This is a genomic window from Afifella aestuarii (assembly GCF_004023665.1).
Classification (GTDB): domain Bacteria; phylum Pseudomonadota; class Alphaproteobacteria; order Rhizobiales; family Afifellaceae; genus Afifella; species Afifella aestuarii.
Genome location: NZ_SAUF01000002.1, coordinates 951,782 through 977,376, shown reverse-complemented (window position 1 = coordinate 977,376; position 25,595 = coordinate 951,782). Strand labels below are relative to the sequence as shown.

26 protein-coding genes are annotated in these 25,595 nt (G+C 63.6%); 19 read left to right on the top strand and 7 right to left on the bottom strand.

What is annotated here, in order from left to right:
- The first annotated feature begins 24 nt into the window (after positions 1-24).
- Genes EO094_RS12995 through EO094_RS12985 form a run of 3 tightly spaced genes read left to right on the top strand, consistent with a single transcriptional unit; the run spans position 25 to position 3,891 of the window.
- Complete coding sequence (locus tag EO094_RS12995) at positions 25-294, top strand: sarcosine oxidase subunit delta (protein WP_128292687.1); 270 nt, start codon at positions 25-27, stop codon at positions 292-294.
- Positions 294-3,293: a sarcosine oxidase subunit alpha family protein gene (locus tag EO094_RS12990; protein WP_128292684.1), complete on the top strand. Its 3,000-nt coding sequence runs from the start codon at positions 294-296 to the stop codon at positions 3,291-3,293. The genes EO094_RS12995 and EO094_RS12990 overlap by 1 nt, the downstream gene beginning before the upstream one ends.
- Entirely contained in the window at positions 3,286-3,891 is a 606-nt protein-coding gene (locus EO094_RS12985) for an aminomethyltransferase family protein (protein ID WP_128292682.1), read from the top strand. The genes EO094_RS12990 and EO094_RS12985 overlap by 8 nt, the downstream gene beginning before the upstream one ends.
- Positions 3,892-3,900: 9 nt before the next feature.
- On the opposite strand, the gene EO094_RS12980 is transcribed toward EO094_RS12985, so the two are convergent.
- The 3 genes from EO094_RS12980 to EO094_RS12970 form a co-directional block, all read right to left on the bottom strand.
- Positions 3,901-4,566 carry a DUF4760 domain-containing protein gene (locus EO094_RS12980; RefSeq protein WP_128292679.1) on the bottom strand — a complete coding sequence of 222 codons (666 nt, stop codon included), beginning with the start codon at positions 4,564-4,566 and terminating at the stop codon, positions 3,901-3,903.
- A 229-nt stretch (positions 4,567-4,795) separates the two neighbouring features.
- Positions 4,796-5,974, bottom strand: coding sequence for an iron-containing alcohol dehydrogenase (locus EO094_RS12975; RefSeq protein WP_164879656.1), 1,179 nt, complete (start codon positions 5,972-5,974; stop codon positions 4,796-4,798).
- Between the two features lie 295 nt (positions 5,975-6,269).
- Entirely contained in the window at positions 6,270-8,012 is a 1,743-nt protein-coding gene (locus EO094_RS12970; RefSeq protein WP_205649911.1) for an ABC transporter substrate-binding protein, read from the bottom strand.
- Between the two features lie 370 nt (positions 8,013-8,382).
- On the opposite strand from EO094_RS12970, the gene EO094_RS12965 reads away from it, so the two are divergent.
- Complete coding sequence (locus EO094_RS12965) at positions 8,383-8,997, top strand: YitT family protein (RefSeq protein ID WP_128292675.1); 615 nt, start codon at positions 8,383-8,385, stop codon at positions 8,995-8,997.
- Here EO094_RS12965 and EO094_RS12960 read toward each other — a convergent pair whose 3' ends face one another.
- Positions 8,998-10,098, bottom strand: coding sequence for a ribonuclease T2 family protein (locus tag EO094_RS12960; RefSeq protein WP_128292674.1), 1,101 nt, complete (start codon positions 10,096-10,098; stop codon positions 8,998-9,000).
- 155 nt (positions 10,099-10,253) lie between these two features.
- The gene (locus tag EO094_RS12955; RefSeq protein WP_128292672.1) at positions 10,254-10,733 is read right to left on the bottom strand and encodes a DUF992 domain-containing protein; all 480 of its coding nucleotides are present in this window, start codon (positions 10,731-10,733) and stop codon (positions 10,254-10,256) included.
- A gap of 183 nt (positions 10,734-10,916) precedes the next feature.
- Here EO094_RS12955 and bmt point away from each other — a divergent pair, with 183 nt between their 5' ends.
- Positions 10,917-11,921, top strand: coding sequence for a betaine--homocysteine S-methyltransferase (bmt, locus tag EO094_RS12950; RefSeq protein ID WP_128292670.1), 1,005 nt, complete (start codon positions 10,917-10,919; stop codon positions 11,919-11,921).
- A gap of 109 nt (positions 11,922-12,030) precedes the next feature.
- On the opposite strand, the gene EO094_RS12945 is transcribed toward bmt, so the two are convergent.
- Positions 12,031-12,534: an invasion associated locus B family protein gene (locus EO094_RS12945; protein ID WP_128292669.1), complete on the bottom strand. Its 504-nt coding sequence runs from the start codon at positions 12,532-12,534 to the stop codon at positions 12,031-12,033.
- Between the two features lie 306 nt (positions 12,535-12,840).
- Here EO094_RS12945 and coxB point away from each other — a divergent pair, with 306 nt between their 5' ends.
- From coxB to EO094_RS12880, 14 genes are all read left to right on the top strand, one after another.
- Positions 12,841-13,764 carry a cytochrome c oxidase subunit II gene (gene coxB / locus EO094_RS12940; RefSeq protein WP_128292668.1) on the top strand — a complete coding sequence of 308 codons (924 nt, stop codon included), beginning with the start codon at positions 12,841-12,843 and terminating at the stop codon, positions 13,762-13,764.
- A 36-nt stretch (positions 13,765-13,800) separates the two neighbouring features.
- Positions 13,801-15,450 carry a cytochrome c oxidase subunit I gene (gene ctaD, locus EO094_RS12935; protein ID WP_092809604.1) on the top strand — a complete coding sequence of 550 codons (1,650 nt, stop codon included), beginning with the start codon at positions 13,801-13,803 and terminating at the stop codon, positions 15,448-15,450.
- Between the two features lie 160 nt (positions 15,451-15,610).
- A complete protein-coding gene (locus EO094_RS12930; RefSeq protein WP_128293390.1) occupies positions 15,611-16,534 on the top strand; it encodes a heme o synthase in 924 nt (307 codons plus the stop codon).
- 11 nt (positions 16,535-16,545) lie between these two features.
- Positions 16,546-16,698 carry a hypothetical protein gene (locus EO094_RS18485; protein WP_164879595.1) on the top strand — a complete coding sequence of 51 codons (153 nt, stop codon included), beginning with the start codon at positions 16,546-16,548 and terminating at the stop codon, positions 16,696-16,698.
- The gene (locus EO094_RS12925) at positions 16,698-17,282 is read left to right on the top strand and encodes a cytochrome c oxidase assembly protein (protein ID WP_128292667.1); all 585 of its coding nucleotides are present in this window, start codon (positions 16,698-16,700) and stop codon (positions 17,280-17,282) included. The genes EO094_RS18485 and EO094_RS12925 overlap by 1 nt, the downstream gene beginning before the upstream one ends.
- 43 nt (positions 17,283-17,325) lie before the next feature.
- Positions 17,326-18,159, top strand: a complete 834-nt coding sequence (locus EO094_RS12920) for a cytochrome c oxidase subunit 3 (RefSeq protein WP_128292666.1) — start codon at positions 17,326-17,328, stop codon at positions 18,157-18,159.
- 46 nt (positions 18,160-18,205) lie between these two features.
- Positions 18,206-18,595, top strand: coding sequence for a DUF983 domain-containing protein (locus EO094_RS12915; protein ID WP_128292665.1), 390 nt, complete (start codon positions 18,206-18,208; stop codon positions 18,593-18,595).
- Positions 18,592-19,344, top strand: coding sequence for an SURF1 family protein (locus EO094_RS12910; protein WP_128292664.1), 753 nt, complete (start codon positions 18,592-18,594; stop codon positions 19,342-19,344). Before EO094_RS12915 ends, EO094_RS12910 begins: the two co-directional genes overlap by 4 nt.
- 58 nt (positions 19,345-19,402) lie before the next feature.
- Positions 19,403-20,362 (top strand): 4-hydroxy-3-methylbut-2-enyl diphosphate reductase, encoded by a 960-nt coding sequence (gene ispH, locus EO094_RS12905; protein WP_092809594.1) that lies wholly within the window; start codon positions 19,403-19,405, stop codon positions 20,360-20,362.
- A 9-nt stretch (positions 20,363-20,371) separates the two neighbouring features.
- Positions 20,372-21,337, top strand: coding sequence for a homoserine kinase (thrB, locus tag EO094_RS12900; RefSeq protein WP_128292663.1), 966 nt, complete (start codon positions 20,372-20,374; stop codon positions 21,335-21,337).
- Positions 21,334-21,822, top strand: coding sequence for a ribonuclease HI (gene rnhA / locus EO094_RS12895; RefSeq protein ID WP_205649910.1), 489 nt, complete (start codon positions 21,334-21,336; stop codon positions 21,820-21,822). Before thrB ends, rnhA begins: the two co-directional genes overlap by 4 nt.
- Before the next feature lie 55 nt (positions 21,823-21,877).
- Positions 21,878-22,894 carry a magnesium transporter CorA family protein gene (locus EO094_RS12890; RefSeq protein WP_128292661.1) on the top strand — a complete coding sequence of 339 codons (1,017 nt, stop codon included), beginning with the start codon at positions 21,878-21,880 and terminating at the stop codon, positions 22,892-22,894.
- 200 nt (positions 22,895-23,094) lie between these two features.
- Positions 23,095-24,576, top strand: coding sequence for an MFS transporter (locus EO094_RS12885; RefSeq protein WP_205649909.1), 1,482 nt, complete (start codon positions 23,095-23,097; stop codon positions 24,574-24,576).
- Between the two features lie 102 nt (positions 24,577-24,678).
- Complete coding sequence (locus tag EO094_RS12880; protein WP_128292660.1) at positions 24,679-25,101, top strand: MAPEG family protein; 423 nt, start codon at positions 24,679-24,681, stop codon at positions 25,099-25,101.
- Here the strand turns inward: EO094_RS12880 and EO094_RS12875 are convergent.
- The gene (locus tag EO094_RS12875; RefSeq protein ID WP_128292659.1) at positions 25,058-25,489 is read right to left on the bottom strand and encodes a DUF4345 domain-containing protein; all 432 of its coding nucleotides are present in this window, start codon (positions 25,487-25,489) and stop codon (positions 25,058-25,060) included. The genes EO094_RS12880 and EO094_RS12875 overlap by 44 nt on opposite strands.
- Positions 25,490-25,595 lie beyond the last annotated feature (106 nt).

Sequence of the window (25,595 nt, the reverse complement as noted above, 5' to 3'; positions counted from 1 at the left end):
CTCAACGCGGCGCGGGAGCGTGCCATGCTGATCCCATGTCCCGTCTGCGGGCTGCGCGATGTCGGCGAATTCACCTATTGGGGCGATGCGGGCGTGAAGCGCCCGTCGCACCGGGAAAAAGAAGCCGGACCGTGGATTCCCTACGTCTATGAGCGCAAGAATTTGCGCGGCGAGCACAAGGAAATCTGGCAGCACGAACATGGCTGCCGGCAGTTCCTGATCGCCACGCGCAACACCGAGACGCATGAAGTGCTGGACACCAAACTCGCCGGCCCGTTCGGGGGAGACGAGTGATGGCGGGCTTTCGCACAGACACATTCGGCACGCGCATCGACCGCGACCAGCCGCTTCGCTTCACCTTCGACGGCAAGCCGGTGGAGGCGTTTTCCGGCGACACGATCGCGTCCGCACTTCTCGCCTCCGGCCGCACAATCGTGGCGCGCTCGTTCAAATATCATCGCCCGCGCGGCGTCTTCGCTGCTGGCAGTGAAGAGCCGAACGCGCTGGTGACGACTGGCACGGGCGGCGAGACGGAGCCCAATGTGCAGGCGACGACCCGGCTCGTCTCCGATGGGCTCGTCGTTACTGGGCAGAACGCCTACCCTTCAGTCGATCGCGATGTCGGCGCCATCAACCAGGTCCTCGCCCCCTTCTTCGGCGCCGGCTTCTACTACAAGACCTTCATGGGGCCGATGAAGCGCTCCTGGATGTGGTACGAGCCGTCGATCCGCGCCGCCGCGGGCATGGGACGCGCGAGCCTGTCACCCGACCCGGCGCGCTACGAACGTGCCAATGCCTTTGCCGATCTCCTCGTCGTCGGTGGCGGTCCGGCCGGGCTTGCCGCGGCGCTGACGGCGGGACGGGTCGGCGCCCGGGTCCTCATCGCCGATGAAGGGCATGTGCTCGGCGGCGCAATCGATCTCGACGACGCACGCATCAACGGCACGGCGGCGATCGACTGGGCGAAGGAAGCGGCCGACGAGCTCGACGCCATGCCCAATGTGCGCGTTCTGCGGCAGACCGCTGTCTGGGGCTATTACGACGCCAACGTTCTCGCAGCCTTTGAGGACTGCAGCGCCAGCGGGCTCACGCGGGCGCGCCACTGGCGGCTGCAGGCCCGGCAGGTGGTGCTCGCCACGGGCTCTTACGAACGTCCGATCGTCTTTGCCGGCAACGACCGGCCGGGCGTGATGCTCGTCTCCGCCGCGCTCGCCTATGCACGCCGCTTCGGCGTCATGGTCGGCCGACAGGCGGTTCTCTTCTGCAACAACGATCAGGCGTGGCTCAATGCGGCCGCCCTTGCCGAAGAGGGGCTGCAGATCACAGCCATCGTCGATCCGCGCGAGGACTTGCCGGCTGAACTGACAGAGCCGCTCGAACAGGCGGGCGCGCGCCTCCTCACCGGCCGTGTCGTCATCGCGGCTCAGGGCAAGAAGGCCGTCGAGAAGGCGGTCGTGATGGCGGCCGACGGCAGCGGCGAGACGACTACGCTCGAATGCGACACGCTGCTTGTCTCCGGCGGCAGCAACCCCGTCATCAATCTCGCAAGCCAGGCCGGCGGCGCCCCCACCTGGAACGCAGACATCGCCGCCTTCGTACCCGGCACACAGCGCGAAGCCTGGGTGCCCGCCGGCGCGATGATCGGCGCGGCGCGGCTCGGCGAAGTTCTGAAACAGGGCGCGGTCGCGGGCCAGGCCTCCTGCGAACTCCTCGGCCTGCGCTGCCCGCTCCCCTCCTTCAAGGTGGACAGCCGCGGCGGCAATCTGCGGGCCTCGGTGGAAGATGGCGGGCTCAAATCCCTGTTTGAGGTGAAAGCCCCGGCAGGTCGCCGGTTCGGCAAATTCGACAAGGCCTTCGTCGACCTCCAGCACGATGTCACCGCAGAGGATATCCGGCTTGCCGCGCGCGAGGGTTTTGAGAGCCCGGAACATGTGAAGCGCTACACCACGCTCGGCATGGCGAACGATCAGGGCAAGACATCGAACGTCACCGGCCTCGCCATTCTGGCGGAGGCCCGCGAGGTGCCGATGTCCGAGGCCGGCACGACGCGCTTCCGCCCGCCTTTCGTCCCCGTGCCGCTCGGCACGCTCGCCGGACGCGCCCGCGGCGCACAGATGCGCCCGGTGCGCCGTTCACCGCTGCATGCCACGCATGTCACGGCCGGAGCGCCGATGGCAGCCTCGGGCTTGTGGATGGAACCCCGCGCCTATCCGAGGCCCGGCGAAGCCGCGGAGAAGGCCGCATTGCGCGAGGCCGCGCATGTGCGCGAAGCCGTCGGCATCGCCGATATCTCCTCCACGGGCAAAATCGATGTCGCGGGCCCCGATGCGGCGGCCTTCCTCGACCGCCTCTACACCAACCTCTTCTCCAATCTGACGACCGGGCAGACGCGTTATGGCGTCATGCTGCGCGAGGATGGGCTGATCTTCGCCGACGGCACCGCCTTGCGTCTCTCCAAGGACCATTTCCTGCTCACCACTCAGGCCGCGAAGGCGGAGATGGTGGTGACGCATCTGGAATATCTTCTCGCCATCGCCTGGCCGGATCTGCGCGTCACCGTGACGTCCGTCACCGAGCAATATGCCGGCATCGCCGTCTCCGGCCCGAAATCGCGCACGCTCGTCAGCCGCATCGTCGAAGGCCGGGATATGGACAATCGGGCCTTCCCGTACCGGGACGTGCATCGTGCCACCGTCACCGGCCTTCCCGTCGTCGTGGCGCGGCTCTCCTCATCCGGGGAAGACGGCTACGAGATCTATATCGGCGGAGATCACGGCGTCTTCCTGTGGAAGCGTCTTCTGGAGACGGGAAAGGATCTCGGCGTCCTGCCCTATGGCATTGAAGCGACAGATATTCTGCGCATCGAGAAGGGCTATCCCGGCGCGGCGGAATTCGACGGGCGGCGCAGCCTTGAAGATTTCGGTATGGAAAAAATCCTGTCGAAGAAGAAGAACTGCGTCGGCCGGCCGCTCGCCTTGCGCGAGGCCCTGACCTCGCAAGACCGCCTTCAGCTCGTCGGCCTCCTGGCGCTCGACGGCGCGACCGTTCAGGCCGGCGCGCATCTCGTCAAAGGCGAAAGTGCGGAAAAGCCCGGCGAGTCCGAAGGCCACGTCACTTCGGCGACCTACAGCCCGGCCATGAAGAGCCATATCGCGCTGGCGCTTCTGCGCGGCGGACGGGAGCGGCACGAAGAGGTTCTCTACGCCGCCGATCCCCTGCGCGGGACACATAACCGGGTGCGGGTCGTGGACCCGCAATTCTACGATCCCGACGGGAGCCGCCCCAATGGCTGAGGAAACGAACACCGCCAAAAAGCCCGCGTCGATCGAAAGACAATCGGCGCTTCACGCCTTGGCACGCGGCAAGCCGGCGACGTCTGCGGCCCTCACGCTCACCGAATTTCGCCCGGCGGTCATCGTGCAGATGCAGGCCTGGCTTTCCAGCGCGATCGACTTCGCCAACGCGTTGTCGGAGGTGACGGAGCTGCCGATGCCCGACAACGGCATGTTCGTCGACAATGCCCATGGCATGCTGGTCTCACTGGGCGTCGGCCGGCTGATGCTGTTGAGCGATACCGACGGCATCGCCGATCAGCTCAAGAAGGCGATCGGCCGATCCGGCACGCTGACCGATCTCAGCCACGGCTTCAGCATCGTGCGTCTGGCAGGAGCGCCTGCGGCAAGCCTCCTCGCCCACGGCATCGCGCTCGATTTCGACACCCTGCCGCCGGGCGGTGCCGCCCAGACCAAGATGGCCGCGTTCGACGTCCTCGTGCTGCGCCAGGCGGACGATTGCTTCGACATCGCGGTGGCGCGCAGCTACGGCGAGGCGATGGTCGAATGGCTCGTCGATGCCGGCAAGGCCTGGGAGCTCACACTCAGCGGGAAGTGACCGCGAATTTCATTCCCGACCCGAGACCGGGTGAGGCGAAACAGGGAGCGGCCACCGCCCAAGAAGCTGGTCAACTCCAATCAATGCGCGGGGCCGTTCAACATTTTCATAGGGGGAATTCGGCTTCGGCGGGGAATTCCGAAAGACAGAGATTATAGGCGCTGCAATTGCATGAAAGCGATGCAATGGCTCGCGGTAATAGTCGCGAACTATGCCCTCGTTGACCGCACCGTTGCGCGTCGCGATCTCCATGACTTCGAAGAAGTTACCCGCCCTCAGTATAGCGAGTAAGAGACCCTCGTCGATCATCCCTTTCGCCTCGCTCCCCGCAAGAGCGTTCGGCGAGGCCTTGGTCTCTATCATCTGCCTTACGAGGCGTATGGCCTCCGCCTCCGTCACGTTCACGTGCATGCGACCAAACTCGCCGACACGCGCGAGGGCAGCATGCAGCTTATCGTTCTCACTATGCTCCTTGAGAAAATCAAACGCGCGGTCGCGCGCTTCAGAATGGAGCTTCACTGCTGAATTGAAAAGAAAGCCGGCCACAGCCGAAAACAGTGAGACTGGCACACCCACATCGACCAACGAAAGTTCGGAGGTGCTGGCCAGAAAGAGTGCAGCAAGGGCCATTAAAACAAAAACCCCGCACGCCACCAAGAGCGCATGCGGGGTCATGACGTTAGGTCCAAACAAGTTAGCGTCGGGCGCGCCCAATTGGACACGCCGCGCAACCCGTATCAAAGACCGTGAAAACCGTCGCGTGACATCACTGCACCTTTGCAAAAACGATCGCGAATGCATCTTCGCAACGCCCTTTATTAGGGATCTCCGTACCTCAATTCAAGATATTATCTGGCCGGAGCGCCTTCCGATCAGTGTCTTCCGCATGCGATGGTAGCGCACATTAAGCAGCGTTTCTGGCCTCTTTTTGCAGCACCCGCGCCGCGAGCTGCGGCAGGTCGCGATCACCGATGAAGCGGGTGTTCGCCTCCAACATCGGGGCATTTTCCTCCGCACCCATGCGCGCAACAAGCGCTTCGACGGAAATGCCGGACAAAGCCGGCGGGTCGAGCGACAAGCCGATCTCGGCGCAAAGGGCACGAAAGGCCGGCGCAAAGGCCTCAGGCTTTCGTTCGCTCCCCATGGCCTCCGCCACCGCCGCAAAACCCTCCGGGTTTCCTTCCACCGCCCAATCCGCAGTCGCCGCCATGCCGATGGCGACCGCAAGGCCATGCGGGATCGGCGCAAGGGTGCCCAGCGCATAGCCGATATTGTGGGCTAGCCCGGTTCCCGTCTTCTCGATCGCGATCCCAGCTAGGGCCGCTCCCTGCATCATGCCGGCGCGGGCCGCGAGATTGTCGGGCTCGCTCATCACGACGGGCAGGTTCTCGCAAAGGAGCCAGATGGCAGAGAGCGCAGCCGCCTGGCTTTCGCGGCTCGCCCTCCGGCCGGTCGCCGCTTCCACCGCATGCACCAGGGCATCGATGCCGGTGGTGGCCGTCGGAAGCCCCGGAAGCGTGCAGACAAGTTCGGGATCGAGAAGCACGAGCGCGGGCATCAGCTCCGGCGCGCGGTACCAGTAATTGGTGCCGTCATCGGCCAGAAGATCGGCCGTCGCGGTGAACTCGGCACCACTGCCGGAGGTGGTCGGCATGGCAATCATAGGAATGGCCTTGGCGGCAAACGGCATCTCCGCCATGCGGTAGCGCGTTACCTCGCCCGGATTGGCGAGCATCGCCGCGGTGATCTTGCCGAGATCGATCGCCGAGCCGCCGCCAAGCGCGATAACGAGCTTCGTCCAATCGCCGGACCCGGCGGCAACGGCCTCGGCCACCTGAGCTTCCATCGGCTCGCCGGAGACGTCGTCGTAAATCGCCAGCTGATGACCGGCGCCCAAGAGCGCCTCTTCGAGGCAGAGAATATGGCCGTGCGGACGCAGGCCGGAATCGGCGACCAGCAGGACGTTCGCAGCCTCGCCGACGAGCGCCGACACGTCCTGCGCGATCCGCGTCGCACGTCCCGGGCCGAAGACGACCGGAATGTCAGCAAAATCGGCGACCTGATTCATCGTGGTTCCCAGCATTGGTGCCCCTCCCATCGTCGTCTGATGCGACATTCTGGCAGGATAGCATTGCAATCCTCATTTCGGGAGCATCGATGCGGCCCTCACGCCGCGCTGCTGCAGGTTCACGGCGGGAACGGCGTCCGGCTGCCCGTTCAAACCCTTCGAAGGCGGCCGCATAGCGCAGATTGCCACCGCAGGCACCGCGGCATTCGATGCCGAGATACGCCGTCAGCGCATGGCAGATCTCACCAAGCCTGAGAGAGGGAGACGCGACCCGAGGCGAGCGGGGCCCGCAGGCCGCCGCCTCAGGGCCTCAATGCTCGATCCAGACCTTGTTGAACTGATGGTACTGGCTCGGATGCGCGGGGTAGCCGTGCACTTTCTTGGAGGAGATCGTGTAGACCGGGCGGAAGATCGGCTGGACCATCACTGCATCGTCCTGAAGGATCTTCTCCACCTTCTCCATGGCGGCCTTGCGCTTCTGCGCATCCAAAATCGTTTCCGCCTCGTCGAGCGCGGCATCGAATTCCGGATTGGAATAATGCGTCTCGTTCCAGGGCACACCGGTTCGGTAGCCGAGCGACAGAGCCATGGTGCCGAGCGGACGGTGCGTCCATTGCGTCGCGCCGAAGGGCGTATCCTTCCAGATCTCCCAGTATTTCGCCGTCGCCATGATGTTGATGTTCAAGGTGATGCCGGCTTCCTTCACCTGATCGCGAACGATCTCGCAGACCGTCTGCTGCCAGGGGCCGTCGGTCTTGCCGCAAGCCACCGTGACTTCGAGGTTCTCCTGCCCCGCCTCGGCGAGGAGAGCTTTCGCAGCCTCGACGTCGCGCTCGAGCTTCGGCAGCGGGAAGTATTCCGGATGGATCGGTGAGACATGGTGGTTCCAGCCGACATCGCCGCTCTCGGGAAAAACCTGAGGAAGCATCGCGGCATTGTCACAGGCTTTGACGAACGCCTGCCGCACCCTTTTGTCGGTCCACGGCTCCTGATCGATCTGGAAGCGCAGGCAGAGCGTTTGCGCTGTGCGGGTCGAAAGAATATTCCCGTCGAGCGCCTGGGCGAGCTCCATCTGCTCGACGCCGAATTCAAAGATCGCGTCGATGTCGCCGGATGCAAACGACGTGAGCTGGGTGTCTTCCGGAACGTCATAATAGTGGATCTCGTCGAGAAACACCGCTCCACCCCAGTACTGGAACGGCTCCTCGTCGATCTCGCGCACGCGCTTCAGGATGCAGCGCTGGCCGACGACAAGCTCGGCCAGAGCAAACGGACCGGTGCCGATCGGATTGTCCGAAAAGGGTGCCTTAAAGCTCGGATGCACGATGGCCGTCGGATAATTGTACATATCCTCCGGGAAGGAGAGCACGGGCCGGGACAGCCTGAAACGGATGGTGTGGTCGTCGACCACCTCGACGGCATCCTCGCGCAGCCTCTTCACAAGCTTTGGCGCTGCATCCTCGTCCTCATCCGTGTCATCGTCGGATTCCACCTCCTCGAGCATCGCTGCGATCGAGGCGAGGCCGAGATTGGAGGAGCCGAGCGCCGGATCACACCAGCGCTCGACGTTGAAGCGGATGTGGTCGGCGACGAGCTCCTCGCCGTTGTGCCAGCGAACCCCGCGACGGATGTAAAACGTCCATTCGGTCAGATCGTCGGAGGCTTCCCAGCTTTCCGCCAGCATCGGGTGGGTGACGTTGTCCGGCGTCGTGTAGGTCAGATATTCGAGAATATGCCGGGTCTGGTTGGATGCCTCCGTCCAGGCATAGGTGGCCGGATCGTCCATTTTCTGGACCTGCATGCCGACCTTGATGATGCCGCCTTCCTGCGGGTCGTCGTCCGGATTCTGAAAAGGCACGTTGCCGATCGTCTGCGCATAGACCGGGGTGGGCAGGCCCGCCATGGCGTAAGCGGCGGCGGCCGACATTCCCGTCAAGGCGGCGATGCGGATGAAGGAGCGACGGCTCAGGCGCCCGCGCGCCATCAGCTCCTGCGCTTCCAAAGCCTTGGGGTGGGGCCGCATCTCGGTCTCACGCGTCATGACAATGCTCACTCTCTCTCCGCCGTAGCGGCACATATCCTTCGGGCGACGACGCCCGGCAAAGGCTCGCGGGCGGCAACCGGCCGGCCCAACGCTCAGAAGTCTTCCTGGACAGCAAATTTAGCATGGCTGTGACGGGAATCACCTAGCTCGTCATGAGAGCCGGCAAGTTACGAGCAAGGCACGGCCGCAATGGGGCGTTTCGACACGAAAGGTTCTTGCCCCCTTCACGCATCACGTCTAGCGCAAAAACCTGCATCCTTGCCCCGCGGCGGACGGGCAACTCGTACCGGAAAAGGCAGCAGCGGGTCGGCACGTCACTTGCTTGACCGAGAGGACCCGACCACCCTCCTCCGTCTCGAAACACGGCTTAGCACCTCACATGACCGATCAGCCTCCCGCCCATAAGCACCGGCTCTACGAAGATGTTCTGGCACTTCTCATCGGCACGCTGCTCGTGGCGCTCGGCCTTTCGATCTATTCGACGGCAACGCTTCTGACGGGATCCACCGCAGGCATCTCGCTCCTCATCCAGTATGCGACGGGGATTCCGTTCCCGATCGCCTTCTTCGTGGTCAACCTGCCGTTTTATGCGCTCTCCATCGGGCGCATGGGCTGGCGCTTCACCATCGCCACCTTCATCGCAGTCGGCCTCGTCTCCTTGTTTGCGCGCCTGACACCGCAATGGATCGGGCTTGGCGAGATCAACTCGTTTTACGCCGCCATCATGGGGGGCATTCTCATCGGCATGGGGCTTCTGGCGCTCTTCCGCCACCGCGCAGGGCTCGGCGGCGTCAACATCCTATCGGTCTATCTGCAGGACAATTACGGGCTGCGGGCGGGCTATGTGCAGCTCGCCATCGACGCGACGATCATGGTCATCGCGCTCTTCGTCGTCGATGCCGATCGCGTGCTTCTCTCGCTCCTCGGCGCCGCCGTGCTCAACTTCATACTCGCCATCAACCACCGGCCCGGGCGGTATGTCGGCGTGAGCTGATCATTCAACTTTGACGACCAGGCCGCTCGCACAGCTTTCTTCCCGGTTCGAGTTCGCTGCCGGCGGAGCCGCGTCGATCAGCTTTGCGAGATCCGGCCTCTCATCAATGTGACCCTTGAGGGAGATCCACAATTCGGTGATGTCGCCGGTCGCCTCATCGCAGCGCACGATGACGCGCTGGCCTGCCCCCTCGCCGAACGAGCTGTCGAAGGCGTCTTCGATCTGCTCGCGGGAGAGCCTTTTGCCGGCATTTCGGGCAAACAGCTCCCAGACCCGCGAATTGTTGAGCTGCGCCATCAGCAAGAGGGATTCGCCATAATATTCGTTGGGGTCGGAATCCCAGTCGTCGCCCGTCACGTCGTCCTCGTAACAGGTGCCATGCTTGCTCCATTCATGGCGATGCAGCCCCGATTGAACGCCCGGCATGATCACGGCCAGGGCCGCCAGGAGATCTGGATCGAGCTCGATCGTCTCCGCCGGAGGTCGGTTCTGCGTGCAGGCGACGGCAGGACCCGGATCGCAATAGCAGGGATAGATCGCCTTGTCGGAGAGATCGTCGGGCCACAGGCCGTGCAGAGAGAAATGCAGGGCATCGAAGCGCCCAGGCCGCAGAAGCAGGCATTCCGGCTTGTCGTGCCCTGCCTCGGTCTTGCAAAAGCCAGGCTGCCAGGAGGCGGCCAACACGTATCCAAGACTGTCGGGAGCAAAGCCGCTTTGCGCCTGCTCGGCCGTCTCGTTTCCCGCGGTCGTGTCCTTTGCGGTCTCGGTCCCGTCTTGAGAAGGTCGAGGCTCGCCGACAAGAGCCGTCTCGGGCGCGAAAACTCCGCAATCCATTGGCACCCAGCGCGCCTCGCTCTCCGGCGCCCCCGGCACCTCGACGCGGTAATGCGTCCCCGGCGTATCGTTGCGCGCGAGCATTTTGTAGGCGCGCATGATCTCGAGCCGGACCCCGCCCGGATTGTCGCTCGTCTTTTTCTGCGTTGCCTCGCAGGCGTTCAGGGCGATGAAATATCCCTCAAGATCGACCTGCTGGGCGAGTGCCGGCCGGCCCATACCCAGGCCAAGGCCCAGGAGCGCAAAAAGCATGACGATTTTCCGCATGGTCCGTCCTCGGCGCGTCTCATCTCGGCCACCGCCACAGCATAGGACGTGGGAGATGTCAGCCCCGTGAAGCGTCGCAGCAGACATGACGAGGCCGCCGGGGAGCGACCCCAGCGGCCTCGAAAAAGCAGTGCGCAGAAACAATGCGCGGAAGATTACTGAATGAGCGGCCGCAACGTGAACGACTGGAACCCGACTGCGAGGTTCAGGCCCTTCTGTGCCTGGACGCTGACGGGCTGCAGGGTGATGCTCTTCTCAGAGCCGCCGACCAGAACATTGGCGCCAACGCCGCCGCCGACCGTCGCCTCGGCGCCGACACCCGCATAATCACCGGCGAGCGCGCCTTGCGTGTAGTTGTAGCCCGTCGGGGCGAAAACGAGCCATTTGATGAAGCTCTCCTGGGTGACGCCAACGTCGAGCCCAAACTTCTTCACCGTGCCGGCATAGGTCTCCTTCTGGCTGCCATCCGTCGGCGTATAGGCGCAGGTGAGATTCTTGGTCGAGCCGATGATGAAACCACCGCCGCCTTCAACGACGCAATCGAGCGAACCGATTTCCACGCCATCCTGCGCGAGAGCGGCCGTCGGCATGGCGAGACCAGCAGCGATCGCCAGCGTTGTCAGAATCTTCTTCATTGGTGAAATCTCCTTGAGATACGGCACCGCCGGAGGGCGCCCGTCGCTGCGCCAACGCAGCCCAGCGCGCACCGTTCCAGAGCGATTTGAGACCCAACGCGGGATCAAATATGGCGGAGCGCCCCTTGCCGGCGGCGGGCGGAGGTGTTTCATGCGGTCCGCAAAGCAAGCGTGAGATCGAAGATGGCGAAACTGCAAGAGCTTCTTGCCCGCAAAGACGTCCTCATGGCGGACGGCGCGACCGGCACAAACCTCTTTCAGATGGGGCTGACGGCCGGCGATCCGCCGGAATTGTGGAACGCGGACCATCCCGACCGGATCCGCAAGCTGCATGACGGCTTCCTCGGCGCGGGCTCCGACATCATCCTCACCAATACTTTCGGCGCCAATCGCTTCCGGATGAAGCTGCACAACGCCCAGGACCGCGTCTTCGAGCTCAACAAGCTGGCGGCCGAGATCGCGCGCGAAGCCGCCGACGCGACGGGCCGCGAGATCGTCGTCGCGGGCTCGATGGGGCCGACCGGCGAGCTCTTCACCCCGCTCGGCGAGCTGACGATGGAAGCGGCGATCGAAGCCTTCACCGAGCAGGCGAAGGGGCTGAAGGCCGGCGGCGCCGATATCTGCTGGATCGAGACGATGTCATCCGTGGAAGAAATCCGCGCTGCGGCCGAGGGCGCCATCAACGCCGGCATGCCCTACACGGCGACGGCAAGCTTCGACACGGCTGGTCGCACCATGATGGGGCTGAAGCCCGAAGATCTCGCGAAAGTCTTCGACGGCCTGTCACAGGCGCCGGAGGCTTTCGGAGCCAATTGCGGCGTCGGAGCCTCTGACCTTCTCGTCTCCGTTCTCGCCATGGAGGCCCAGAAGAACGGCTTCACGGTGATTGCCAAGGCGAATTGCGGCATCCCGCAGGTGAAGGGCGACCATGTGCATTATTCCGGCACGCCGGAGTTGATGGCGAGCTACACCCATCTCGCCATGGATGCCGGCGCGCGCATTGTCGGCGGCTGCTGCGGCACCACGCCGGAGCATCTCATCGCGATCCGCACGGCCATCGACAGCCACAATCGCGGCGAGCGGCCGGACCGCGCCCATATCGAAGAGTTGATCGGTCCGCTGGTTGCTCCGCCGCGCGAGGAAGGCGGCGAAGGCCGGAAACGCACGGGTCGGCGCGAACGCGCCTGACATCGCTCCGCACTCGGGTCAAATAAAAAGAGGCGTCGTTTGCAGCGACGCCTCAATCTCCGTTTGAGCCCCCCGCACCTGTCGGCAGCCTCCGGAAAACCCAAGATCTTCAGGGAAGTTCGGCGTAGCCGTCCTTGAAGCCAGCAAGCGCGATCGGAATGCCGATCCCCTCCTCCGGCGTCTGAAAGATGATGAACGTCGCGTTCTTGCCGTTCTCCATCTTTTTCAACAGATCATCGTCCATGATGACCTCGGCCACGCAGCCATTGGGCAGGCAGCGCACGAAACCGGCAGAGCCCAGATCATCGTCATCGATCCTGAGGCCGAGACCTCGCGGCAGCAGAACGCCGAGCGGCGCCAGAACGCGCAGGATGCGCGCCTGCTTGTCGGCGGTCTTCAAGACGATCACCGTGAGGCCGACATTCGGCCGGTCTTCGGCGGTGACGAACTGCATCACGACGCATTGCTCGTTCTGCGCGCCGGGAGGGGTGTCGCAACGCACCTCCCAGTCACCATGCTTGGATTTGACGGTGCCCTGGGCTTCGGCCGCGGCCGGAAGCAAGACGGCAGCGCCAAGAATAAGGGCGGACAGCAGGAAAGCGGGAAAGCGCAACTGAGATCAACCTTCTCAAGGTGGCGGGCCCCGACCGCCGGTTCCGAATCGGGATTGAGCGGTACCAGACCGCCGATGGCCATTCAAGAAATGGCTGCGCGCAGCATCGCCCCTTGAGTGGCAAGCCAAAATGCCGCACATGATGGCGAAAATGCCGCAGATGCGCGGAAGTTGGCCTCTTCTGCATTGATGGAGTTTAGGTCTGCTCCAAACAAACCTTGCAGCAAAGGCCGTTTCTTGCACTGGCTGGTGAACGGACCCCGCCTAGATGGTCTTTCTGTGGCGGAGAAAGATGAAGAGGTGTTCATGAGAGCTCTGGCTCGAACTTTCGGCGCGTTGTCGGGGCTTTTCGCCCTCGGTTCCCAAGCGCTGGCGCAGCCGGTCGACAGCGGACCATTCAATTGGCAGGTCAATCTTCAGGAAGCCGCGAGTGAAGTCGCACAATATGTCGACTGGTTCGCCTGGTATACGCTCGCCATCATGCTGGCGGTCTGCGTCTTCGTCTTCGGGCTGATGGCCTGGTGCGCCGTCCGCTTCAACGCCAAGCGCAATCCCGAGCCCGCCCGCTTCGCGCATAACACCACGGTCGAAGTTTTATGGACCGTCCTGCCGGTCCTCATCCTCGTTTTGATCGCCGTGCCGTCCTTCCGACTGCTCTACGGCCAGTTCGACCCTTCCAAGATCTACTCCGAATACAATCCTGAGACGGACAAGTTTCTCACCGTCAAAGTCACCGGCCACCAATGGTATTGGGGCTACGAATACGGCATCGACGACGACAGCAAGTCGAACGGCATCACCGACGAGATCAGCTTTCAGGCCTTCATGATCCCCGATGAGGATCTGCCGGAGAACGGTGTGCGCAACCTCTCCGTCGACAATCCCGTGGTGGTGCCTGTCGACACTTTTGTGCGCGTGCAGGTCACCTCGGCCGACGTCATCCATTCCTTCGCCATGCCGCCCTTCGGCATCAAGATCGATGCGGTGCCGGGACGCCTCAACGAGACCTACTTCAAGGCCAACCGCGAAGGCCTCTTCTACGGCCAGTGCTCGGAACTCTGCGGCAAGGATCACGCCTTCATGCCGATCGCCATGCGCGTCGTCTCGAAGGATCAATTCCAGCAATGGGCGAGTCAGGCTGTGGATGACATCGAGGGGGCCAACCAGTCTCTCGCCCAGGCGATCCAGCAGGAAAAGCAGAACAACGACGACAAGGTGGCGCTGCGCTGAGGCGCGCCCGCGAACCAATTAGAGGACACGACCCCTATGGCGAACGCTGCTGCGGTACATGAGGCGCACGACCATCCAACCGGATGGAAACGCTACGTCTATTCCACCAATCACAAAGACATCGGCACGATGTATCTGATCTTCGCCATCATGGCGGGGATCATCGGCGGCGGCCTCTCCGTCGTCATGCGCATGGAGCTGCAGGAGCCGGGCATCCAGATCTTCCACGGTCTCGCCCAGATGGTCTACGGCTACGATGCGGGCGCCGCCCTCGACGGCGGCAAGCAGATGTACAACGTCTTCACCACCGCTCACGGCCTGATCATGATCTTCTTCATGGTCATGCCGGCGATGATCGGCGGCTACGGCAACTGGTTCGTGCCGATCATGATCGGGGCGCCGGACATGGCCTTCCCGCGGATGAACAACATCTCCTTCTGGCTTCTGCCGCCGGCCTTCATCCTCTTGCTCATCTCCATGTTCGTGCCGGGAAATCCGGGCGGCTACGGCGCCGGTCAGGGCTGGACCATCTACCCGCCCTTCTCCACCTACGGCTCGCCGGGACCGGCCATGGACTTCGCCATTCTGGCGCTCCACATCGCCGGCATTTCGTCGATCCTCGGCGCCATCAACTTCATCACCACCATCTTCAACATGCGCGCTCCGGGCATGACGCTGCACAAGATGCCGCTGTTTGCCTGGTCGGTGCTGGTGACCGCCTTCCTTCTGCTTCTGTCGCTGCCGGTGCTTGCGGGCGCCATCACCATGCTTCTGACGGACCGCAATTTCGGCACCACCTTCTTCGACCCGTCGGGCGGCGGTGATCCGATCCTCTACCAGCATCTCTTCTGGTTCTTCGGTCACCCGGAGGTCTACATCCTCATCCTGCCGGGCTTCGGCATCGTCTCGCACATCGTCTCCACCTTCTCGCGCAAGCCGATCTTCGGCTATCTCGGCATGGCCTATGCCATGGTGGCGATCGGCGCGGTCGGCTTCATCGTGTGGGCGCACCACATGTACACGGTCGGTCTCGACGTCGACACGCAGGCCTATTTCACCTTCGCCACGATGGTGATCGCGGTGCCGACGGGCGTGAAGATCTTCTCCTGGATCGCGACGATGTGGGGCGGCTCGATCTCGTTCCGCACGCCGATGCTGTGGGCGGTCGGGTTCATCTTCCTCTTCACCATCGGTGGCGTGACGGGCGTGCAGCTCGCCAATGCGGGCCTCGATCGCTCGCTGCACGACACCTATTTCGTCGTCGCGCACTTCCACTACGTGCTGTCGCTCGGCGCGGTCTTCGCTATCTTCGGGGGCTGGTATTACTGGTTCCCGAAAATGTTCGGCTACATGTACAATTCGGTGATCGCCAAAACCCATTTCTGGGTGACGTTCATCGGCGTCAACATGGTGTTCATGCCGCACCATTTCCTCGGTCTTGCGGGCATGCCGCGCCGCTACATCGATTATCCGGATGCGTTCGCCGGCTGGAACTACGTGTCGTCGATCGGTTCCTACCTTTCGGGCATCGCCGTCCTAATCTTCCTCTACGGGATCTTCGAAGCCTTCTCCAAGAAGCGGGTCGCTGGACCCAATCCGTGGGGACCGGGCGCGACGACCCTGGAATGGCAGCTGCCGTCCCCGCCGCCCTTCCACCAGTGGGAAGAACTGCCGCGGATCAAATGACGGCATGAGCGTCCGGCCCGCCCCCTCGCGGGGCTGAGGGGCCGGACCTCCGGCAAGCGGGCGAACCGCCTCTGCCTTGCGAATGGACCGGCCCGGCAACACCGCGGGGCAGGCACCAGCAAGAAACGACGAGGAATGCGTGGCCAGAGCAGCGAACGAGATGAGCCCGGCGGTCGATCCCGCCCTTGTGATGACGGCAGAGCCCGGCGATTACTTCGCCCTGATGAAGCCTCGGGTGATGTCGCTCGTGATCTTCACCGCGCTCACCGGCATGGTGGTCGCGCCGGGGCATCTGCATCCGGTCCTCGCCGCGATCGGTGTCGTCGCCATCGCGGTCGGCGCCGGCGCCTCCGGTGTCCTCAACATGGCCTATGAGGTCGATATCGACGGGCTGATGAAGCGCACGCGCTCACGGCCGATCCCGATGGGCCGCGTCAGCACGGCGGAAGCCTATACGTTCGGCCTCACGCTCTCGATCTTCTCCGTGATGACGCTGGGGCTCGCCGTCAACTGGCTCGCGGCGGCGCTCCTCGCCTTCACCATTTTCTTCTATGGCGTCATCTACACGATGTTCCTGAAGCGGTTTACCGCACAGAACATCGTCATCGGCGGTGCGGCGGGCGCTCTTCCCCCGATGATCGGTTGGGCGGCCGTGACGGGCGACGTCACGCTTTACCCCGTCCTTCTCTTCCTCATCATCCTGCTGTGGACGCCGCCGCATTTCTGGGCGCTCGCCCTCTTCGTGCAGGAGGATTACGGACGGGCCGGCGTGCCGATGCTGCCCAACACGCATGGCGAGCGCGCCACGCGGCGGCAGATTTTCGCCTATACCCTCATTCTCGCACCGCTCGGCGTCGCCCCCTTCGCGCTCGGCTTTGCGAGCCCCTTCTACGGCGGGGCGGCGATCGTGCTCGGCGCCCTCTTCATCTTCCACGCCTTCAAGGTGCTGCGCGAAAAGGAAGCCGAGCATGGAGCGGCGAAGAAGGCCTTCGGCTATTCGATCGTCTATCTCTTCGTTCTCTTCGCCATGCTGATGCTCGACGCGGCGCTCGCCCCGGCACTCGAGAGGCTCGTAAGCGCATGAGCAACATGTCCATGTCTGAAGACCGCATCCAGCTCACTGAAGAACAGAAGCGCAGCCGGCGCCGCCGTTCGGTCGCCATCGGCCTCATTCTGGCGGCTCTCGTGGTCGTCTTCTACGCCATCACCATCATTCGGATCGGACCCAACCTCGCAGGAGGCGGCTGATGGCTGACAAGAAGAAACGCGGCAACCTCTTCGTCGGCGTCGTTCTCGCCGGCGTCGCAGTGGGGATGGTCGGCGCCGCCTATGCGGCCGTACCGCTCTACTACATCTTCTGCTCCGTCACCGGCTATGGCGGCACCACGCAGCGCGCCAGCGCCGGATCACAAGAGATCGTCGACCGGGTCATCACGGTGCGCTTCGATTCCAACGTCGTCGGCCTGCCGTGGAGCTTCAAGCCGGAGCAGGCTTCGATCCGCGCCAAGGTCGGCGAGACCTATTTCATCAAATACCGCGCCAAGAACCTCTCAGACAGCACCACGGTCGGCACGGCGGCCTTCAACGTCGCCCCCGATCAGACCGGCGCCTATTTCAACAAGATCGCCTGCTTCTGCTTCACCGAGCAGCGGCTGGAGCCCGGCGAAGAGGCAGAAATGCCCGTGCAGTTCTTCCTGGACCCGGCGCTCGTGAAAGACACGGACATGGATCCGATCACGACCGTCACCCTGTCCTACACCTTCTACCCTGAGAAAAATCCGACGGAGCCGGTGGCGCAGGCGCCTGCCGACAACCCGTCGGCACAGCTGTAACCAATCGGGCGCCCGAAGCGGCGATCCTGCAAGAGAGGAAACGATGGCAGAGGCCCACGCCAAGAACCACGACTACCATCTGGTGGACCCCAGCCCGTGGCCGTTCGTCGGCTCCGTGTCGGCTTTCGCACTCGCACTCGGCGCCATCGCCGCGATGAAAGGAGCGGGCGTCTACTGGATCGCTCCAGGGCTGCTCGGCGTCCTGATCACGATGATCGGCTGGTGGGGCGACGTCATCAAGGAAAGCCATCAAGGCCATCACACCGGCGTCGTCTCCCTGCATCTGCGCTACGGCATGATCCTGTTCATCGCCTCGGAGGTGATGTTCTTCGTCGCCTGGTTCTGGGCCTTCTTCGATGCGAGCCTTTATGCCGGTGAAGCCGTTCAGCCGATGCGCGCGGAACTGACCGGCGGCACCTGGCCGCCTGAGGGGATCGAAGTCTTCGACCCGTGGCATCTGCCGCTTCTCAATACGCTGATCCTTTTGACGTCGGGCACGACCGTCACCTGGGCGCATCACTCGCTGCTCATGAACGATCGGCGCGGGCTCAAATGGGGCCTCGCGGCCACCCTCGTCCTCGGCGTCCTCTTCACCTGCGTGCAGGCCTACGAATATTCCGAGGCCGCCTTCTCCTTCGGCGGCAACATCTACGGCGCCACCTTCTTCATGGCGACCGGCTTCCACGGCTTCCATGTCATCGTCGGCACCATCTTCCTCGCCGTCTGCCTGTGGCGGGCGATGCGCGGCGACTTCACGCCGGAGAAGCATTTCGGCTTCGAGGCGGCCGCGTGGTACTGGCATTTCGTCGACGTCGTCTGGCTCTTCCTCTTCGCCTGCATCTATGTGTGGGGAACGGCTGGCGCGGTCACGCACTGAATTCACACGCAAGGAGGGATGGTCCGCCGGACCGTCCTTTGATGTCATGACGTCCGAGGCGATCCCGACCAAATCCCCCGATCCGGTTTCGGCCGGACTTCGGGGGCGCTGCCCGCGCTGCGGTCAGGCGAGCATCTTCGACGGCTTCTTGAAGCTCAAAGAGGCCTGTCCCGCCTGTGGGCTCGGCTATGGCTTTGCCGATTCCGCCGACGGGCCAGCCTTTTTCGCCATGACGTTCGTCGGCTTTCTGGTGGCGGGCGCCGCCGTCATCGTGGAGCTCGCCTATACCCCGCCCTTCTGGGTGCACATCGTTTTGTGGCTGCCGATCGTTCTCGTTCTCTGCCTCGTCCTGCTCAGGCCCCTGAAAGGTCTGGCCGTGGCGCTGCAATACGCCAACAAAGCGAAAGAAGGCGAAATCGACCGCAGCGGCCAATGAGGAGCCTCCGCCGCCTCCTCGTCCCCGGCGTTCTTGTGGTCGTCGCCGTCGCCATCCTCGTCTCGCTCGGCAACTGGCAGCTCCGGCGTCTCGCCTGGAAAGAAGACCTGATCGCGCAGGTGGCGGAGCGGCCCTCGCTGCCGCCCGTGCCGGAGGAGGCGATCTTCACCGGCGACATCGCCGATCTGCATTACCGCCGCATAGAGTTGTCGGGCCATTACCTGCCGGAAAAGGAAGTGCGCGTCTTCACGAGCCTGCCGCTCGGCGATGCGCGCGGACCCGCCTCCGGCCCCGGCGCCTGGATCATGACGCCGTTTGCCCTCGATGCCGGGGGCACGGTTCTCGTCAATCGTGGCTTCGTTCCGGATCGGGCGGAATGGGCGCCGCCGCCGGAGGGCTCCGTCGAGATTTCGGGCCTCATCCGCCCCGACGATCCGCCGACCTGGCTCACACCCGACAACAAGCCTGGCGAGGATCTCTTCTTCTCCCGTTCGATCGCCGCGATCTCGGCTGCCGAAGACCTCGCCCGGCCGGTCGCGCCGATGACGCTCGACCTTCTCGCCTCGCCCGACGGGCCGGCCCTGCCTCAGGCAGGCGAAACGCGCATGTCTTTCCCCAACGACCATTTGCAATATGCGCTCACCTGGTATGGGCTCGCGATCGCGCTCGTTGCGGTTTTCCTCATGTTTGCCGCCCCGCGTCTGCGCGGCGAAAGGGCTGAAAACGATATGCAATCGGGCCTGCGGTAATGGCGACGCTTGACTTCACCCCACCCTCGGACCTACCTCGCCCTGAACGGGACGACCCATGACCAAACCTCAGATCACACTTCATCTTTGCGCCCCGCGCGGTTTCTGCGCCGGCGTCGATCGTGCCATCCAGGTGGTGGAAGAAGCGCTGAGGCGCTACGGCGCTCCGGTCTATGTCCGCCACGAGATCGTGCACAACCGCTTCGTCGTGGAGACGCTCAAGGAAAAGGGCGCCGTCTTCGTCGAAGAGCTCGACGAGATTCCGGAGACCGAGCAGCCGGTGATTTTTTCCGCGCATGGCGTCGCCAAACGCGTGCCGGAAGCGGCGACCGCCCGAAACCTCTTCTATCTCGACGCCACCTGCCCGCTCGTTTCCAAGGTGCACAAGGAAGCGATCCTGCATGAGCGCCGCGGCCGTGAGATCGTGCTCATCGGTCATGCCGGCCACCCGGAGGTCGAAGGCACGATGGGCCAGCTCGAGCCCGGTACGGTGACCCTGATCGAGACGCCGGAGGACGCGCGCGCCTTCACGCCGAAGGATCCGGAGAACCTCTCCTGGATCAGCCAGACGACGCTCTCGATCGACGATACGGCCGAGATGGTGGAGATCCTGAAGGAGCGCTTCCCCTCGATCGCCGGCCCGCAGAAGGGCGACATCTGCTACGCCACCACCAACCGGCAGGAGGCGGTGAAGGCCGTCGCCCCGACGGTGGAACGCATGCTCGTCGTGGGCGCACCGAATTCCTCCAATTCCCGGCGCCTTCGCGAAGTCGCCGAACGTTCGGGCTGCCCCAAGGCCATGCTGATCAACCGCGCCGCGGAGATCGACTGGGCCGATTTCGACGGCATCAGCCGCGTCGGACTGACGGCCGGCGCCTCGGCTCCGGAAGTTCTGGTTGAGGAAGTCGTCGCCGCCTTCCGCGAGCGCTTCGATCTCAAGATCGAGCTCGTGACGACGGCGGAGGAAGACATCACCTTCCTGCTGCCGCGGGCCCTGCGCGACCAGGCTGCAGCGTAAACGCCACGGATGGCAGTCTATACGGAGATTGGGGACGGCGAGCTTCAGGCGTTCCTCAAAGACTACGAGCTCGGCACGCTGCTCGCCTTCAAGGGCATCGCCGAGGGCGTCGAGAACTCGAATTACCTTCTGCACACCGATGCCGGCTTCTACATCCTGACGCTCTATGAGCGGCGGGTGAAAGCCGAGGATCTGCCCTTTTTCCTGTCGCTCCTCGAACATCTGGCGGCCCGCGGCATCGTCTGTCCGACGCCGCTCAAGGGCCGCGACGGGGTGGCGTTGCGCGAACTCGGCGGACGGCCCGCGGCGATCTTTTCATTCCTCGACGGGATGTGGGTCCGCCGGCCGCAGACCGTTCATTGCGCCGAGCTCGGGCGGGCGCTCGCCCAGATGCACGAGGCGGGCCGCGATTTTCCGATGCATCGCGCCAATGCGCTGACCGTCGCCGACTGGCGGCCGCTGCATGAACGCGCTTACGAGGCGGCGAGCGAACCCGACGAGAGCCTGCACGCCTTCCTCTCCGACGAGCTCGATTTTCTGGAAAACAACTGGCCGAAAGATCTCCCGTCCGGCGTCATCCATGCCGATCTTTTCCCAGACAACGTCTTCTTCCTCGGCGACGCGCTGTCCGGCCTCATCGACTTCTATTTCGCCTGCAACGACTTCTTCGCCTACGACCTCGCCATCTGCCTCAATGCCTGGTGCTTTGAGCCGGAGACGACCTTCAACGTCACCAAGGCGCATGCGCTCTTGTCGGCTTACGAAAAGAGCCGGCCACTGACCCAGGAGGAGCGCGAGGCGCTGCCCATTCTGGCGCGTGGCGGGGCGTTGCGCTTTCTCCTCACCCGTCTCTACGACTGGAACACCACACCGCCCGGCGCCTTTGTTACGCGCAAGGACCCGGGAGAATTCGTGCGCAAGCTGCGCTTCCATCGCAGCGTCCGCTCGAGCAGCGAATACGGCTTCGACCTTTGAGCGATAAAGACACCGATAAAGACGCTATCGTCATCCACACCGACGGCGCCTGTTCCGGCAATCCGGGACCGGGCGGATGGGGTGCCATCCTGCAATATCGCGGGGTGGAAAAGGAGCTCTGCGGCGGCGAAGGCGAAACCACCAACAATCGCATGGAGCTGACCGCCGCGGTGGAGGCGCTCGGCGCTCTCAAGCGGCCCTCGCGCATCGCGCTTCACACCGACAGCGAATATCTGCGCCAGGGCATCACAAGCTGGGTGAAAAACTGGCAGAAGAACGGCTGGAAGACAGCCGCCAAGAAGCCGGTCAAGAACGTCGACCTGTGGCAGGCGCTGACGGCTGCGATCAAGCAGCACGATGTCGAATGGCATTGGGTGCGCGGCCATGCCGGCGACGAGATGAACGAGCGGGCCGATGCGCTTGCGCGCAAAGGCATGGCGCCGTTCAAGAACGGCGGAAGGAAGGCCGGCACACCACGCTCTTGAGCGGATCGAAACGGGGCGCTAGGCGTTCCCTTCCCCGTCCGCAGAAGGAGCCAGGATGCTGCAGATCTACAAGACCCAGGGTGACCGGCTCGTGCCCGTGGATGGCGCAGACCTCACCTCTCCGCCTTCCGTAGACACCGCCCGCGCGCCTCTCTGGATCGATCTTCTGGAACCGACCGCGGCCGAGGCCGCAACGGTCGAAAACTATATCGGCATCGACATCCCGGCCGTCGCCGACCTCGAAGAGATCGAACCGTCCTCTCGCCTCTATGCGGAGGAAGGCGCCGTCTTCATGACTGTCACGACGGTCGTCGGCGTGCAGAGCGGCGAGCCGGCCAAGACGCCTGTCGCCTTCATTCTGCGCAACGGCCATCTGGTCACCGTGCGCTATGCCGAACCGCGTCAGTTCCGCACCTTCCTCGCACAGGCTCAGAAGGGCACGGGCGAACGCTATGATACGGCCGAGGCCATCATGCTCGGCCTCCTCGAAGCGCAGGTGAACTGGCTTGCCGACCTTCTGGAGCTGATCGGCCACGACATCGATTCCATGTCGCACGGGGTCTTTCAGAGCAAGGTGAAGAAGGTCAGCCGCAAGACCGCCGATCTTCGCTCGACCATGGGCGAGATCGGCCGGCAGGGCGATCTCCTGTCGTTGGTGCGGGAAAGCCTCGTCTCGCTGTCGCGCCTTCTGACCTACCACCACACGCTGTCGCCGCGTGCCAAGGGCGACAAGGCGGAAAAGGCCGACAAGGAAGCCAGGAACCGTACCCGCATCCTGGTGCGCGACGCCCAATCCCTGAGCGAGCATGCGAGTTTCCTCTCCACCAAACTCAGCTTCATGCTCGACGCGACGCTCGGCCTCATCAATCTGGAGCAGAACCAGATCATCAAGATTTTTTCCGTCGTCGCCGTCATCTTCGTGCCGCCGACGCTGGTCGCCTCTATCTACGGGATGAATTTCGAAGGCATGCCGGAGCTCGGCTGGAGCTTCGGTTATCCGTTCGCGCTCATTTTGATGCTCGTCTCCGCCGGTCTGCCGCTTCTCTACTTCAAGCGCCGCGGATGGCTTTGATGTCCTTCCGCCACGCGCGCCTCACTCCCCTCTGACGGGTATTTTTCCGCACCTCGGTCGCGCAAGGCGCCTCTTCGCCCGCGTCTGAAAGCCCCCTGCACCGCGTTTTTGCCGGCCTTTTGTCATTTTTGCGCCGCAAAACGAGGAACCCCGATCTCTACCAGGGGTTTGCATCTCCGATCGAACGGAGGTGACAGGCCGTGACGGACAGATACGCGGATACCCAGAGAGACGACGCGGAAACCCAAAAACCGGACCCCATCGAAACCTTGATCCCGGCGCGGCTCGACCGCCTGCCATGGAGCCGCTTCCATTGGCTGATCGTCTTCGCGCTTGGCATCACCTGGATCCTCGACGGCCTGGAAGTCACCCTCAAAGGCGCCATCAGCGGCGTCCTGCAAGAACCTGAAACTCTCAACTTCACCAGCGCGCAGATCGGCGCGATCGCGTCGTTCTATCTGGCAGGCTGCGTCGTCGGGGCCATCGTCTTCGGGTATCTCACCGACCGTTTCGGCCGAAAAGTCCTCTTCTTCGTCACGCTGACGCTCTATCTCGTCGGCGTGCTCCTCACCGCCTTTTCCTGGAACTGGTGGAGTTTCGCGCTCTTCCGCTTCCTGACGGGCGCGGGCATCGGCGGCGAATATGCGGCGATCAACTCCGCCATCGACGAGCTCATTCCTGCGCGGGTGCGCGGGCGGATCGACCTTTTCATCAACGGCTCCTACTGGCTCGGCGCCGCCGTCGGCTCGCTGTCCACCCTCGTGCTTCTCGATCCGGACATTCTGCCGACCGATATCGGCTGGCGCGTCGGCTTCGGCATCGGCGCAATTCTCGGCCTCTGCATTCTCCTGGTGCGCCGCTATGTGCCGGAAAGCCCCCGCTGGCTCGCCACCCATGGCTACGAAGAGCAGGCGGAAAAGGTCGTCAAAGGCATCGAGGACGAAATCGAGAAAGAGACCGGCAAAAAGCTGGAGCGGCCGTCGAAGGATCAGGCGATCACCATTCATCCGCGCCGGGTCTTCGGCTTTGCCATCATCTTCAAGACGATGTTCAAGACCTACCCGAAACGCTCCGTCCTCGGCCTGTCGCTGATGGTGTCGCAGGCGTTTCTCTACAACGCCATCTTCTTCACCTATGCGATGGTCCTGACGCGCTTCTACGAGGTCCCGTCGAGCGATACCGGCATGTACCTTCTGCCCTTCGCCATCGGCAATTTCCTCGGCGTTCTCGTGCTCGGCTCGTTCTTCGACACGATCGGACGGCGGCAGATGATCTCCGCCACATACGGTATCGCCGCGACGCTTCTCGTCGTCACCGGCATCCTCTTCGTCCAGGACGCGCTGACGGCAGCGACCCAGACGGCGATGTGGACGGTGATCTTCTTCTTCGCCTCACCGGCAGCAAGCTCGGCCTATCTCACCGTCAGCGAGGTTTTTCCGCTGGAGATGCGCGCCATGGCGATTTCGCTCTTTTACGCCATCGGGACGGCCACAGGCGGCGTGTTGGCGCCTTGGATTTTCGGCTCCTTGATCGGCACCGGCAACCCGATGGACGTCTTCTACGGCTATTGCTTCGCCGCCGCCCTCCTCTTCGTGGCGGCCGGAATCGCCATCGTCTTCGGCGTCAAGGCCGAGCAGCGTGGTCTCGAAGACGTGGCGGAGCCGTTGTCGGCGCAGGCCTGACGCGCCCTTCGTGCGCGATCTCAAAAGCCAAGGGGCAGTCCCGCCCCTTGGTCTTGCGCGTCACCCGCCTTACGCTGTCCCATCTTTTGAACCGGAGCCTCAATGCCGCTCTTCCTCGTTCTTTTGCCCACCTTCATCCAGGTCGGCCTCACCTTCGTCCTCGCCTTCCATATGGGCCGGGTGCGGTTTGCCGCGATCCGCCGCGGCGAGGTCAGTCCCGACGAGATCGCCCTCAACGAGCCGAACTGGCCGACGAAAGCTCTGCAGGCGGCGAATTGCTATCGCAACCAGTTCGAGCTGCCGGTCCTCTTTTATGCCCTTACGGCGCTGGCGGTCCTGACGAACAAGGCGGGCTTCGTCTTCGTCATCCTGAGCTTCGTCTTCGTCGCGAGCCGCATCCTGCACGCCTATATCCACACCGGCTCCAACGAACTGCGGTCCCGCTTCCGCATCTTCGCCTTCGGCCTCTTCGTCCTTCTCCTCATGTGGGTGATCTTTGCACTGCAGATCCTGTTCGGGATCTGAGGCGGGCCACCCGCCTCTGCCAGATGACGAGACACGGCACCACGGCGAGCTCCATGACGAGCCCGCCGACATGACCGGGCGAAGGCGAGCCCGCAAGCACCAGCGAGAGAAGCCGGGCGAGGCCGCCGAGAGCGATCAGCATGGAAAGAAGTCGGAAGCGCTCTCCCTTCCTTTCAATCGCCGGGACGCAGGAGAGAAAAGCGAGGCCGACGCCGAAGAAGACGCCGGAGAGAAAGCGCAGATGGCTGTCGAGGTCGACCGACCAGGGGGCCGACGCCTGCACGAAGCCGGGTCCGAGGACGACGCCCGCTGCGCCGGCGGAAAGCGGAATCAGCGACAGGATCGCAACGACAATCTGGAGAAGAAGGCGCTCTCGGGAAGCGGGCAAGGGGGATCCGATCTTTCTCGCGCGGGCTTCGTCACGCGCCGCGGCCTGACCGGACAAAAACCGCTCCCCTCTCCCGGTGTTCCCTCGGCGAGGCGAAACCGCACCA

Excerpts from the sequence above, each read along its gene's own strand:
- EO094_RS12995 (WP_128292687.1), top strand. The coding sequence starts at position 25 with ATGCTGATCCCATGTCCCGTCTGCGGGCTGCGCGATGTCGGCGAATTC.
- EO094_RS12990 (WP_128292684.1), top strand. The coding sequence starts at position 294 with ATGGCGGGCTTTCGCACAGACACATTCGGCACGCGCATCGACCGCGAC.
- EO094_RS12985 (WP_128292682.1), top strand. The coding sequence starts at position 3,286 with ATGGCTGAGGAAACGAACACCGCCAAAAAGCCCGCGTCGATCGAAAGA.
- EO094_RS12980 (WP_128292679.1), bottom strand. The coding sequence starts at position 4,566 with ATGACCCCGCATGCGCTCTTGGTGGCGTGCGGGGTTTTTGTTTTAATG.
- EO094_RS12975 (WP_164879656.1), bottom strand. The coding sequence starts at position 5,974 with ATGCTGGGAACCACGATGAATCAGGTCGCCGATTTTGCTGACATTCCG.
- EO094_RS12965 (WP_128292675.1), top strand. The coding sequence starts at position 8,383 with ATGACCGATCAGCCTCCCGCCCATAAGCACCGGCTCTACGAAGATGTT.
- EO094_RS12960 (WP_128292674.1), bottom strand. The coding sequence starts at position 10,098 with ATGCGGAAAATCGTCATGCTTTTTGCGCTCCTGGGCCTTGGCCTGGGT.
- EO094_RS12955 (WP_128292672.1), bottom strand. The coding sequence starts at position 10,733 with ATGAAGAAGATTCTGACAACGCTGGCGATCGCTGCTGGTCTCGCCATG.
- bmt (WP_128292670.1), top strand. The coding sequence starts at position 10,917 with ATGGCGAAACTGCAAGAGCTTCTTGCCCGCAAAGACGTCCTCATGGCG.
- coxB (WP_128292668.1), top strand. The coding sequence starts at position 12,841 with ATGAGAGCTCTGGCTCGAACTTTCGGCGCGTTGTCGGGGCTTTTCGCC.
- ctaD (WP_092809604.1), top strand. The coding sequence starts at position 13,801 with ATGGCGAACGCTGCTGCGGTACATGAGGCGCACGACCATCCAACCGGA.
- EO094_RS12930 (WP_128293390.1), top strand. The coding sequence starts at position 15,611 with ATGAGCCCGGCGGTCGATCCCGCCCTTGTGATGACGGCAGAGCCCGGC.
- EO094_RS18485 (WP_164879595.1), top strand. The coding sequence starts at position 16,546 with ATGTCTGAAGACCGCATCCAGCTCACTGAAGAACAGAAGCGCAGCCGG.
- EO094_RS12925 (WP_128292667.1), top strand. The coding sequence starts at position 16,698 with ATGGCTGACAAGAAGAAACGCGGCAACCTCTTCGTCGGCGTCGTTCTC.
- EO094_RS12920 (WP_128292666.1), top strand. The coding sequence starts at position 17,326 with ATGGCAGAGGCCCACGCCAAGAACCACGACTACCATCTGGTGGACCCC.
- EO094_RS12915 (WP_128292665.1), top strand. The coding sequence starts at position 18,206 with ATGACGTCCGAGGCGATCCCGACCAAATCCCCCGATCCGGTTTCGGCC.
- EO094_RS12910 (WP_128292664.1), top strand. The coding sequence starts at position 18,592 with ATGAGGAGCCTCCGCCGCCTCCTCGTCCCCGGCGTTCTTGTGGTCGTC.
- ispH (WP_092809594.1), top strand. The coding sequence starts at position 19,403 with ATGACCAAACCTCAGATCACACTTCATCTTTGCGCCCCGCGCGGTTTC.
- thrB (WP_128292663.1), top strand. The coding sequence starts at position 20,372 with ATGGCAGTCTATACGGAGATTGGGGACGGCGAGCTTCAGGCGTTCCTC.
- EO094_RS12890 (WP_128292661.1), top strand. The coding sequence starts at position 21,878 with ATGCTGCAGATCTACAAGACCCAGGGTGACCGGCTCGTGCCCGTGGAT.
- EO094_RS12880 (WP_128292660.1), top strand. The coding sequence starts at position 24,679 with ATGCCGCTCTTCCTCGTTCTTTTGCCCACCTTCATCCAGGTCGGCCTC.